This is a genomic window from Nocardia sp. NPDC019323 (assembly GCF_044389845.1).
GTDB lineage: Bacteria > Actinomycetota > Actinomycetes > Mycobacteriales > Mycobacteriaceae > Nocardia > Nocardia implantans.
Genome location: NZ_JBIRYN010000013.1, coordinates 45,344 through 56,196 on the forward strand (window position 1 = coordinate 45,344; position 10,853 = coordinate 56,196).

Below are 10,853 nucleotides of genomic sequence, written 5' to 3' on the forward strand. Positions count from 1 at the left end.
GGGCAAACGCCGCGCTGGCCAATCGTCCACGGTACCCGGGCTTGTCGTCGTCCGTTGTTCACCTGACCCGACGACGGACCGACCGGCGCGGTGCCCGTTGTTGCAGGTGGGATCGACATTCGCCGTCGCGGCGCGGCAATCGCTGGTCGGCGGGACGCCGTGCGGTTCGCCGGAAGATCGCTGTTTCGGGGATGTGATTCCGCTCATCGAAAGCGGAGGCCGCGATGAACACCAAGGGCCTATGCTCGGCTCCGGCCGGGCCGAGGAGGGGCGCGGCCGGTGCGGAACGGCATTCGCATTCGACTCGCGCCGGCCCGCTCCAGGCTTGCCGGTAACCGCTGAGCGAACCGCCTCGGGATGCTGCCGCCGGTGGCCTGCGTCAGTTGCCGAGCGACGTGCGGAAACCCGAGGCGGACACGGCTCGCGTGTTGTCGTGGGGGTGCTTGTAATGGCTCGCGTGCGGTGGTTATCTCCACGCGGTGCTCGTGAGGACTCGGGGTCGAGCGTGGTTGACAGCGCCGGGGCGCTTCTGCCACCCTCGGGTCAGGTCATGAGTGCCAGCGCGAAGCCCCGGCTTGCTGGCCGGCAACCCTCCTCCGCGGTGGGGTGCTCCGGGTGACGACCCGGCCGCCGCCCGACCGGGCGCGGCAAGCGCGGACTCGACGAATCATTCGATTGCGGGTCCCTGAGCCGACGGGATTTCACGTGATGACTACGACTGTCGACAACACCTGTGCCGCTCTCGCCCGGGTCTCCGGCGACGAACTGCGTGTGCCGCTCGTGCAAGGCGGGACGGCCACCTACGCCAACTTCGACTACGCGGCGAGCGCGCCGGCCTTGACCCAGGTCACCGACCGGGTGCAGCAACTGCTGCCGTACTACGCGAGCGTGCACCGCGGCGCAGGCTACGCCTCGCGGATCTCCACCGAGTGCTACGAGGCCGCCCGCGGGTCGGTCGCCCGGTTCCTCGACGCCGCCGACGACCAGGTGGTGGTGTTCACCCGCAACACCACCGATTCGCTGAACCTGCTCGCGTCCTGCGTCCCCGGCGACACGGTGGTGCTCGACATCGAGCACCACGCCAATTTCCTGCCCTGGACCAGGCGGGGCAGGCGCGTCGTGCGGGCGGCCGACACGGTCGAGGAGACCATCGGCAGGCTGGTGGCCGAACTGTGCAGCAGGCCCGCCGCATTGCTCGCGGTGACCGGCGCGTCGAACGTGACCGGGGAGGTGCTGCCGCTGGGGCGGCTGGCCACCGTCGCGCATCAGTGCGGCGCCCGGATCCTGGTGGACGCGGCGCAGTTGGCTCCGCATCGGCGAATCAGCCTGCGCGCCCGCGGGATAGACTACGTGGCTTTCTCCGGGCACAAGCTCTACGCGCCGTTCGGCGCGGGTGTGCTGGTGGGCAGGCGGGATTGGCTCGACGCGGCCCGGCCCTACCTCGCGGGCGGCGGCGCGGTGCGCGAGGTGAGCGCCGACGCGGCCGAGTGGGCGCCCGCTCCGCAGCGGCACGAAGCCGGCTCGCCGAACGTGCTCGGCGCCGCCGCGCTGGCCGCCGCCTGTGACGCGCTCTGTGCCATCGAAGCCGAAACCCTTGCCGCGCATGAACACCGGCTCGCCGACCGTCTCCGCGACGGCTTGGCCGCCATTCCCGGCGTCCAGCTGTTGCGCATCTGGGCCGACAGTCCCGACTCCGTCGGCATCGTCGCCTTCACCCTGGACGATTTCGTCCCCGGCCAGGTCGCCGCGTATCTCTCCGCCGAACACGGTATCGGCGTACGCGACGGACGCTTCTGCGCCCACCCGCTGCTCACCAGGCTCGGCTTGGACGGCGCGCTGCGCGCCAGCATCGGCCTCGGCACCACTTCGACCGATGTGGACCGTCTGATCGATGCGATCGCCACCTTGGTCGAAACCGGCCCTGCCTGGAACTACACCGCCGAGAACGGCGTGTGGAACCCCACCCCCGAAACCCGCCCGTTCAGCTCGACCGCCCCCACCGGCGCGGCCCCCTGCCTCGTCGGCTGAAGCCGCGCTTGTCCGTCGTTTCGTCGAAAAGGGCGCTTCAGCTGCCACACGTTATAGCATCCATGCTATGGGTTGGGGTATCGTGGAGTTGGAACCGGAGATACGCGATTGGGTGGAAAGGCTCCCCACGGTCGCATTCGCCCGGGGGGCGTTCTACATCGATTTGCTCGAAGACAAGGGACCGCTGCTCGGCGAGCCGTATACCCGGCAGCTAGACGGTAAGCTGCGGGAACTGCGGTTCTTTTTGGACAGTTTCGCGGTCCGGCTCACCTACTGGATTGCGCCTGGGCGTCGGATCGTGATGCTGACCGTGTTCGTCAAGACGAGGATGCGGGAGCATGCCGAGGTCGAGCGAGCGCGACGAGCGCTCGACCGCTGCATCGCGGAGCGGCATACGGCCGAGGAGGATGAGATCAATGGCTGAGCGTGGCGATTGGGCGGAAATCAGGAACCGCCGGATGAAGGAACGCGGCGCCGCGGAAGCATATGAGGCGGCTCGGTTGGCTTATGAACTGGGGCGGACAATTCGGCGGATGCGCGAGGAACGAGGCTGGAGCCAGACCGGACTGGCCGACGCCGCAGGTATGACTCAGTCCGCGGTCGCCCGGTTCGAGGCTGGTGGAACGGTGCCCAGCCTTCCTGTGCTGGAGCGGCTGGCCCGTGCGCTTGACGCCGAGCTGGTGGTGCAGGTGCGACCGAGAGTGGCGTAGCGGAACTCCGGGTCAGTCGCCGAGGGGGGTCGGCCGGTAGTAGCGCCCGTTGTAGTACAGCAGGGGCGCGGCGGACGGCTTCTCGTCGGTGTTGTCGTGGACTCGGGTGACCAACCCGACGACGAAGGTGTGGTCGCCGATGGGGATCAGTTGGTGCACCGTGGCGCGCAGCCAGATGGGGGTGCCGTGCAGGACCGGTTCGCCGGTGTCGAGGGCGGTCCACAGGGATCGGTCGGTGAAGCGTTCCTGCGCGGTGCGGGAGAACCGCTGGGCCAAGTGCTGCTGGTGTTCGCCGAGGAAATGGATGACGACGGACTCGGCGTCCAGCATCCCGGACAGGCTGGAGGAGGTGTGCGCGATGTTGAACGACACCAGGGGCGGGTCCAGCGACAGCGAGGCGAACGAAGTCGCGGTGAAGCCGACCGGTCCCTGCGGCGATTGCAGCGTGACGACCGTGACGCCGGCCGGATAGTGGCGCATGGACGCGCGATATTGCTCCGCGGTGATGCCGCTCAGATCGTCCGGAACCCGTAGTTCCGTTTCCGGCTGTGGTGCGTCGGTCACACCACGAAACTACGCCCGGTTTCCCGGCCGACGGCGGTGGCATATGTCGCATCCGGCCGATGACTGTGCTGCCCCGGCCGCGCGACCCGCGCTTTTCGGGACGCTCGCACCGGTCAGTCGACGTCGATCGGCAGCCCCGCGGTGATGCGCAGCAATTCCGGGAACGACGTGCGGAAGACGGTGTTCGGATGCCCGCCCGCGGCCCACAGCTCGCGATGGTGGGCCAGCGCGTTGTCCACCCAGGTGGGCAGGTTGGTCGGATGGCCGACCGGTGCGACCCCGCCGATGGGCTGGCCGGTCACCTCGCGCACCATGCTCGCGGGGGCGCGGGTCAGCGTTCCTTCCAGGCGCGCGCCGGTCTTCGCCAGATCGACCTGGTGCGCCCCCGAGACCAGCAGCAGCACCGGATCGTCGTCGAGCAGGAACACCAGTGACTTCGTGATCGCCCCCACGTCGACGCCCAGTGCCCGCGCGGCGTCGGCGGCGGTGTGGGTCGGCTCCGGCTGGGCGACGATGAGACCGTGATGGCCACGGGAGATGAGGGTGTCGGCGACCCGGCAGGCGACCGGTGGCAATGACGACCTGCGCATCCCACCAGGGTAGAGCGATAGCGGGCGAGACGCCGGGCGAGTCGCGCTGTCGGCTCAGTATTCCGGGTAGCCCTCGGCCGGGCCGAGCATCCGGGCGATCCGCACGCGGGTGATCCGCGCCAGCTCGGTCACGTCGCGCGCCGAGACCGGCTCGTGGGCAACTCCTTCGAAGGCGCGGTCGACATCCTGCTGCGAGAGCGCGAGCAGTTCGACATCGGCCTTGTTCAGCAACGCGTTGCGATCGGGATAGGGACGGGCGTCGGCCAGTGTCGCCGCCCACGTGACGTTGCAGCAGCACTCGTACAGCGCGTGCACCGCGCGGCCGCGGGGCAGTTCGTTGAAGCGGTCGAGACCGATCCCGCGATGCATCAGCACGATGTCCTCCGAAGCCGGTGAATGAGGTTTGCTGACCTGCTCATGATCCGCTGTTCTCGCCCCCGGCACCCAGTACACCATCGCGAATTTGCACAGGCTTTACACGCGCCGAGTTCCGCTTTCCGAGTCGTGCGGCACCGGGTCGGGACACGGGTCCGGATTTGTCTCGATACGCTGTACAAATGACAGATTGGCAGGCTTTCACCGTCGAAACCAAGGATCACGTCGCGCAGGTGACGTTGATCGGGCCCGGCAAGGGCAACGCGATGGGTCCCGACTTCTGGCGCGAGCTGCCGGAGGTGTTCCGTGCGCTCGACGCCGATCCGGACGTGCGCGCGATCGTGCTGACCGGCTCCGGCAAACACTTCTCCTACGGTCTGGACCTGCCCGCCATGAGCGGCACGTTCGGCCCGTTGCTGGCCGATCGCGCGCTGGCCGCGCCGCGCACCGACTTCCTCGTCGACGTGCGCAGGTTGCAGGCCGCGATCACGGCCGTGGCCGACTGCCGCAAGCCGGTGATCGCGGCGGTGTCCGGCTGGTGCATCGGCGGTGGGCTGGACCTCATCGCGGCGGCCGACATCCGCTATGCCAGTGCGGAGGCGAAGTTCAGTCTGCGGGAGGCGAAGGTCGCGATCGTCGCCGACGTCGGCTCGCTGCAGCGGCTGCCCGGCATCATCGGTGAGGGCCACCTGCGCGAACTCGCCTACACCGCAAAGGACATCGACGCCGCGCGCGCGGAGAAGATCGGCCTGGTCAACGACGTCTTCCCGGACCAAGATGCGGTGCTGGACGCGGCGCACGCCACCGCGCGCGAGATCGCCGCCAACCCGCCGCTGGTGGTGCAGGGCGTCAAAGACGTGCTCGAGCAGCGGCGCAAGGACGAGATCGCCGCAGGCCTGCGTTACGTCTCCGCGTGGAACGCCGCGTTCCTGCCGTCGGAGGACCTCACCGAGGCGGTGAAGGCCGTCTTCGAGAAGCGCGCGCCCGAATTCCGCGGCCAGTGACGCCGGCGGCGCGCTCGCACCCCGGGCGGGCGCGCCGGGCCGGACCCCAAGGGTGGGTATCAAGGGTGGGCAAGGTGATTCGCCTCAGGGTTGCGTTGCCCTCACCCTAGGGGTGGCTGTGCGAGGTGCCGATCGCCCATATCGTTTGAGGCGTCGAAAATTTCATCTCGCATTCAGGAGCAAGAACAATGCGTATCAAGTCCTTCTTCGCCGCTGGTCTGCTGGCCACCGCCGCCGTCGCCGGGGTGTCGACGGCCGCATCGGCCTCGGCCGCACCGGTTTACCAGGAGGTCGCCTACGGCGGCACCTACGTCGGAACGTACGCCACGCTGAGCGCGTGCCGGGCCGACGGCGAGTCGCCGAGCACCGGCGGCTACTACTGGGAGTGCATCGAGACCTGGGACGGCTACGACCTGTACATCTACTACTGAGCCACCTGTCACAGAGAAGGGGCATCCGGAATCCGGATGTCCCTTTTCGCTTTTCGTGACGCCGGACGGCAGAGCGGGGAGCCGGTACCCACCGGACTCCCCGCTTTCGTTGTGCCCGAAGGGCTTCAGTGCCCGCCCTGGTCCTTCAGCCGCTGGATGGACGCCTCCACCTCGGCCTCGGCCTCGGCCCGCCCGACCCACTCCGAGCCCTTGACGTACTTGCCCGGCTCCAGATCCTTGTAGCGCTCGAAGAAGTGCTTGATCGCGGCCAGTTCGAACTCGGGGACGTCCTTCAGATCCTGGATGTGATCCCAGCGCGGATCACCCGCGGGCACGCACAGGATCTTGTCGTCGCCGCCGGCCTCGTCGGTCATCTTGTACATGGCGACCGGCCGAGCCTCGACGATCACGCCGGGGAACACCGAATCGGGCAGCAGGACCAGCGCGTCCAGCGGGTCGCCGTCCTCGCCGAGGGTGTTCTCGATGTAGCCGTAGTCGGCGGGATAGACCATGGACGTGTACAGGAACCGGTCGAGCCGGACCCGGCCGGTCTCGTGATCGACCTCGTACTTGTTCCGGGAACCCTTGGGGATCTCGATGGTGACGTCGAACTCCACGCCATCTCCTTCGTGCATCGGTGCCGAGTACGGACGACTCGGCTTCTTTTCGGCGACTGCCGACTCGGCCGCTGCGGAGTGCGCCGACTCGCCAGGTTGTTCAGGGGAACGGTTGCGCAACGAGGATAGTGTGGTCGGCGGGGACATGGGTGCGGCAGGCGGCTGCTGCGGGAATCGGTCAGGAGAGCGGCGGCGACGTGTTTGGTGGGAACGAGAACATCGGTGGGCTGGCCGCCCGGCGGCGCCGCAACAGATGGCTGTTGATCTCTGCCGTGCTGGTCGTGCTGGCCGTGGCCGCCGCGGTGACACTGCTGGCGGTGCGTCCGTGGACCGACGAGTTCCGCCACGGTGGCCTGACCATCGCCGCCCCGCCCGCGCCGGTCGAGCCGTCCCCGCAGGTGGGCCCGGCGCGGCCCGCCGGTTCCGCGCCGAGTCCCGCCGGGGTCGCCGCCGCGCTGGCTCCGGTGATCGCCAATCCGGACCTCGGCGCGTTCGCGGGTCAGGTGACCGATGCCGACAGCGGGACGGTGCTGTGGAGCGGCGACGCGAACCGGCCGATGATCCCCTCGTCCACCGCGAAGATCCTCACCACCGCGGCGGCCCTGCTCACGCTGCCCGCCGAGCACCGGGTGACCACGAAGGTGGTCGCCGGCGCGGCGCCGAACGAACTGGTGCTGGTCGGCGGCGGCGATCCGACGCTCACCGCGCAGCCGGACGGCAAGGGCTACTACCCGAACGGACCGCGGCTGTCCGAGCTGGTCACTCAGATCAAGGCCGCGGGCCGCGCGGTGGACACGATCGTCGTCGACCTCTCCGCCTACGCCGGCCCGGCCATGGCGCAGGGCTGGGACCCGATCGACATCCCCGAGGGTTCCATCGCCCCGATCGAGCCGGTGATGATCGACGGCGGCCGGTTGCAACCGCTCGTCGAGTACTCGCCGCGCACCGCGACGCCAGCCCTGGACGCGGGACGGCGGCTGGCCACCGAACTCGGCCTCGACCCGGCGCGGGTCAAGGCGGGCGTCGCGCCTGCGGGCGCGGCCGAGGTCGCCTCCGTGCGTTCGGCGCCGCTGCGCGACCGGTTGCGCGACATGATGGTCCACTCCGACAACGTGCTGGCCGAGGCGATCGGACGGGAGATCGCGACGGCCACCGGCGGCGAGGCCTCGTTCAGCGGCGGGGTCACCGCGGTGCGCACGGCGCTGAGCAAGGCCGGTTTCGATCTGTCCGGCCTGGATATGCACGACAGCAGCGGGCTTTCGGTGGACGACCGGATTCCCGCGCGTTTGCTCGACCGGGTGGTCGCGACCGCGGCCGGACCCACCGCCGCCACGGCGGTGCAGCAGACGGGCGCAAAGGCGAAGCCGGAGAACGACCGGCTGGCGGCCACTTTGGCGCCGATGCTGGACGACCTGCCGGTCGCGGGCGCGACGGGCTCGCTGACCAGCCGCTACGTCACCCGGGACCGTCAGGCCGCGGGCTGGGTGCGAGCCAAGACCGGAACTCTGTCGGTCTCCAGCGCGTTGGTCGGATATGTGCTGGACGCCGATGGGCGGGTGCTGACCTTCGCGCTGATGTCGAACGATCGACCGCCGGAGGTGAGCAGGCCCGCGTTGGACGCGATCGCAGGCACGCTGCGAAACTGTGGATGCTCGTGACGGGTGGTTGATCATGACCCAGCAAGGTTCCGAGACAGCCGGACTCGGCTCCGCCGATACGGTCGAGCGGCGCAAGCTCCGCTCGGGCCTGTCGGGCGTGGTCGATTGGCGCCTGGCCGCGCGGACCGGCTCCGCTCTGGTGCCCGCGGGTCCGCGCACGTCGCGGTACTCGGCCGAGCAGGTGGTCGCCGAACTCGCCGATTCCTCCGTGCGGGCCGAGGCGCCGGTGCGCGAGGTCAGCGGGTTGCTGGACGACCGGCCGGTCCCGGCGGCCAGGATCGTCGACCGGCCGGGGTGGATCACGGCCGCCGCCGACTCGATGGCCCAGCTCACCGGTGCGGGCGAGGCGCAGGCCGACCGCAAGTTCCTCGCGGGCAAACCCGCCGGGGTGCAGGCGGGCGCCATGCTCGCCTTCCTGTCCACCGCGATCCTCGGCCAATACGACCCGTTCACGGGCGCGGATGGCACCTTGCTGCTGGTCGCGCCGAACATCGTGGCGGTCGAGCGTGCGCTCGGGGTGTCGCCGAGCGATTTCCGGTTGTGGGTGTGCCTGCACGAGGTCACCCATAGGGTGCAGTTCTCTTCCGCGCCCTGGCTCGGCGAATACATGCGCGCGAACGTCGAGGTGCTCGGCGAGGTCGGTGACGAGCCGATGAGCGAGATGCTGTCCCGGCTGGTGGAAGAGCTGCGCGACCGTCGTCGCGGCGGCGCTCCCGATGACCCGGCCGCACGCGGCGTCGTCGGCCTGCTGCGTGCCACTCAGGCTCCGCCGCAGCGTGCGGCGCTCGACCGGCTGCTGATGCTCGGCACCCTGCTGGAAGGGCACGCCGATCACGTCATGGACGCGGTCGGCCCCGCGGTTGTCCCGTCGGTGGAGCAGATCCGCAGCGCGTTCGACCAGCGGCGCAGGCGTCCGGCCAACCCGGTGCAGCGGCTGCTGCGCGCCCTGCTCGGCGTGGACGCGAAGGTCGCCCAGTACGTGCGCGGCAAGAAGTTCGTCGACGAGGTGGTCGGCGCCGTCGGGATGACCCGGTTCAACACGGTGTGGACCGAGGCCGACACGCTGCCGCGCACCGATGAGATCGAGCATCCGCAGCGCTGGATCGAGCGCGTGCTGGCCTGAGCGAGCGCGCCGGTACCCGGCCGGCGGCGACTCGCCGCGCGCGGCAGGCCGGTAGGCTGCGCCCATGGGGCGTGCGCCAGGAACGACACCCGGGCGCTTCGGGTCGGAGAGCGGGCCATCCGGTTCCGGGCGGCCGTCTGGAACCGTCCGGCGATTACCCGAGACCGCTGCCGTGCTCGCCGTCCGCAGGGCGGTCCGGGATTGGCTGAGCAGGTTCGGGCCGCGCGAGTCCGACGAGCGAGCCGTCGCGGTGGCGTTGTCCGGCGGCGCGGATTCGCTGGCGCTCACCGCGGCGGCGGTGGTCGAGACGGACGCGGTGGACGCTCTGGTGGTGGACCATCGCCTGCAACCCGGTTCCGGCGCCGTCGCGGCCGAGGCCGCGGCACAGGCCCTCGCCCTCGGTTGCCGGTCCGCGCGCGTGCTCGCGGTCGAGGTCGGCACCGAGGGCGGTGTGGAAGCCGCCGCGCGCCGGGCCCGTTACGCCGCACTGGACTCCGCGCGCCACGGCCTTGCGGTGCTGCTCGGGCACACCCTCGACGACCAGGCCGAAACGGTGCTGCTCGGCCTCGCGCGCGGCTCGGGCAGCCGCTCGATCCAAGGGATGTCCGCCTGCGCCGAACCGTGGGGGCGGCCGTTGCTCGGCGTGCGCAGGGAAACCACCCGGCGCATGTGTGCCGATCTCGGCGTGACACCGCATGACGATCCGCACAACGCGGCGCCGGAGTTCACCAGGGTCAGGCTGCGCACCGAGGCGTTGCCGCTGTTGGAGGAGATCCTCGGCGGCGGGGTGGCCCCGGCGCTGGCGCGCACGGCCGAGCAGCTGCGGGAGGACGGCGCGGTCCTGGACGCGCTCGCCGCCGAACTGCGGCACACCGCGAGTGATGGCCGCACGCTGCTGATCGAGACCCTTGCCACTGCGCCCGCCGCCCTGCGTAAACGGGCAATTCGGGCATGGTTGCTCGACAACGGGGCGAAAGCCCTGACCACCAAGCATTTACAGGCAGTCGACGAACTGGTGACGGCTTGGCGCGGGCAGGGCGGCGTCGCGGTCGGCGGCGGTACCGCGGGTAGCAGGTTGGTCGCCGGGCGCGAACATGGCAGGCTGGCACTGCGGCTGGACGAGGACGGCATCGGACCGATGACGCAGACCGAACCGGCCGGACGGGCTCACCACCACGGAAGGGAATCCAGCTGACGTGTACGGGGATGACATCGCGTCGGTGCTGATCACCGCCGACCAGATCGCCGCCAAGACCCAGGAGCTGGCCGAACTCATCGCCAAGCGGTATCCGCCGGACGCTCCCGAGGGCGATCTGCTGCTGGTCGGCGTGCTCAAGGGCGCGATCTTCTTCATGACCGACCTGGCCAAGGCCCTGCCGATCCCGACCCAGATGGAGTTCATGGCCGTCTCGTCCTACGGGTCGTCGACCTCGTCCTCCGGCGTGGTGCGCATCATGAAGGACCTGGACAAGGACATCGCGGGCCGCAACGTGCTGATCGTCGAGGACATCATCGACTCCGGGCTCACGCTGTCGTGGCTCAAGCGCAACCTGTCCACCCGCAACCCGGCTTCGCTCGAGGTGGTCACCCTGCTGCGCAAGCCCGACGCGCTGCGCACGCCCGTCGAGGTCGCGCACGTCGGCTTCGACATCCCGAACGAATTCGTCGTCGGCTACGGTCTCGACTACGCGGAGCGCTACCGCGACCTGCCCTACATCGGCACCCTGAACCCCAAGGTCTACGGCGGCTGAGC

13 protein-coding genes and 1 riboswitch are annotated in these 10,853 nt (G+C 69.9%); of the genes, 9 read left to right on the forward strand and 4 right to left on the reverse strand.

The window, feature by feature from the left end; genetic code table 11:
* Nucleotides 1-546: 546 nt before the first annotated feature.
* Nucleotides 547-660, forward strand: a riboswitch (SAM riboswitch).
* A 48-nt stretch (nt 661-708) separates the two neighbouring features.
* From ACH49X_RS31195 to ACH49X_RS31205, 3 genes are all read left to right on the forward strand, one after another.
* Nucleotides 709-2,028: an aminotransferase class V-fold PLP-dependent enzyme gene (locus tag ACH49X_RS31195; protein ID WP_357208951.1), complete on the forward strand. Its 1,320-nt coding sequence runs from the start codon at nt 709-711 to the stop codon at nt 2,026-2,028.
* A 67-nt stretch (nt 2,029-2,095) separates the two neighbouring features.
* Nucleotides 2,096-2,452, forward strand: coding sequence for a type II toxin-antitoxin system RelE/ParE family toxin (locus tag ACH49X_RS31200; protein WP_195077995.1), 357 nt, complete (start codon nt 2,096-2,098; stop codon nt 2,450-2,452).
* On the forward strand, nt 2,445-2,738 hold the full coding sequence (locus ACH49X_RS31205; RefSeq protein WP_195077996.1) for a helix-turn-helix domain-containing protein: 294 nt from the start codon (nt 2,445-2,447) through the stop codon (nt 2,736-2,738). Before ACH49X_RS31200 ends, ACH49X_RS31205 begins: the two co-directional genes overlap by 8 nt.
* Nucleotides 2,739-2,750: 12 nt before the next feature.
* On the opposite strand, the gene ACH49X_RS31210 is transcribed toward ACH49X_RS31205, so the two are convergent.
* The 3 genes from ACH49X_RS31210 to ACH49X_RS31220 form a co-directional block, all read right to left on the reverse strand.
* Complete coding sequence (locus tag ACH49X_RS31210; protein ID WP_195078389.1) at nt 2,751-3,218, reverse strand: flavin reductase family protein; 468 nt, start codon at nt 3,216-3,218, stop codon at nt 2,751-2,753.
* Between the two features lie 197 nt (nt 3,219-3,415).
* A complete protein-coding gene (locus tag ACH49X_RS31215; protein WP_195077997.1) occupies nt 3,416-3,892 on the reverse strand; it encodes a YbaK/EbsC family protein in 477 nt (158 codons plus the stop codon).
* A 54-nt stretch (nt 3,893-3,946) separates the two neighbouring features.
* Nucleotides 3,947-4,261, reverse strand: coding sequence for a 2-oxo-4-hydroxy-4-carboxy-5-ureidoimidazoline decarboxylase (locus ACH49X_RS31220; protein ID WP_397071648.1), 315 nt, complete (start codon nt 4,259-4,261; stop codon nt 3,947-3,949).
* Between the two features lie 188 nt (nt 4,262-4,449).
* On the opposite strand from ACH49X_RS31220, the gene ACH49X_RS31225 reads away from it, so the two are divergent.
* Both ACH49X_RS31225 and ACH49X_RS31230 read left to right on the forward strand, forming a co-directional pair.
* Nucleotides 4,450-5,271 (forward strand): crotonase/enoyl-CoA hydratase family protein, encoded by an 822-nt coding sequence (locus ACH49X_RS31225; RefSeq protein ID WP_195077999.1) that lies wholly within the window; start codon nt 4,450-4,452, stop codon nt 5,269-5,271.
* Between the two features lie 188 nt (nt 5,272-5,459).
* Complete coding sequence (locus ACH49X_RS31230; protein ID WP_067794586.1) at nt 5,460-5,702, forward strand: hypothetical protein; 243 nt, start codon at nt 5,460-5,462, stop codon at nt 5,700-5,702.
* 125 nt (nt 5,703-5,827) lie between these two features.
* Here ACH49X_RS31230 and ACH49X_RS31235 read toward each other — a convergent pair whose 3' ends face one another.
* Complete coding sequence (locus ACH49X_RS31235) at nt 5,828-6,319, reverse strand: inorganic diphosphatase (RefSeq protein ID WP_195078000.1); 492 nt, start codon at nt 6,317-6,319, stop codon at nt 5,828-5,830.
* Between the two features lie 218 nt (nt 6,320-6,537).
* Here ACH49X_RS31235 and dacB point away from each other — a divergent pair, with 218 nt between their 5' ends.
* The 4 genes from dacB (at nt 6,538) to hpt (ending at nt 10,851) form a co-directional block, all read left to right on the forward strand.
* A complete protein-coding gene (dacB, locus tag ACH49X_RS31240) occupies nt 6,538-7,977 on the forward strand; it encodes a D-alanyl-D-alanine carboxypeptidase/D-alanyl-D-alanine-endopeptidase (RefSeq protein WP_195078390.1) in 1,440 nt (479 codons plus the stop codon).
* A 13-nt stretch (nt 7,978-7,990) separates the two neighbouring features.
* Nucleotides 7,991-9,100, forward strand: coding sequence for a zinc-dependent metalloprotease (locus ACH49X_RS31245; protein WP_357110648.1), 1,110 nt, complete (start codon nt 7,991-7,993; stop codon nt 9,098-9,100).
* 172 nt (nt 9,101-9,272) lie between these two features.
* Nucleotides 9,273-10,295, forward strand: coding sequence for a tRNA lysidine(34) synthetase TilS (gene tilS, locus ACH49X_RS31250; protein ID WP_357110651.1), 1,023 nt, complete (start codon nt 9,273-9,275; stop codon nt 10,293-10,295).
* Between the two features lies 1 nt (nt 10,296).
* Nucleotides 10,297-10,851: a hypoxanthine phosphoribosyltransferase gene (hpt, locus tag ACH49X_RS31255; protein ID WP_195078003.1), complete on the forward strand. Its 555-nt coding sequence runs from the start codon at nt 10,297-10,299 to the stop codon at nt 10,849-10,851.
* Nucleotides 10,852-10,853: the final 2 nt, after the last annotated feature.